Genomic DNA, 233 nt, shown 5'->3' with positions numbered 1-233 from the left:
CTGTTTCAAGGCAGCGTACAGACACGATGTATGCTTATCGAACGATTGGACATCCTCATCAGGGAGAAGAAAGAACATATTGGAATTGACATTAAGAGAGAAACAATTTCCAATTACTATACTACCCGTAATAATCTTCGGACATTTATCGAAGACAAGTACAAGGTGGAAGATTTGTCTTTCTCGCAACTTACAGAAAATTTCATTTATGATTTCAGGGACTACTACTTGAA

The 233-nt window shown here is 36.9% G+C and carries 1 protein-coding gene; it reads left to right on the top strand.

What is annotated here, in order from left to right; genetic code table 11:
* On the top strand, positions 1-233 hold a 233-nt coding region (locus tag X919_RS14825), incomplete at both ends, for a phage integrase SAM-like domain-containing protein (protein ID WP_172642711.1).

Source organism: Prevotella sp. HJM029 (genome assembly GCF_000599605.1).
In the GTDB taxonomy this organism is placed as follows: domain Bacteria; phylum Bacteroidota; class Bacteroidia; order Bacteroidales; family Bacteroidaceae; genus Prevotella.
This window is presented reverse-complemented; position numbering and strand designations above follow the sequence as displayed.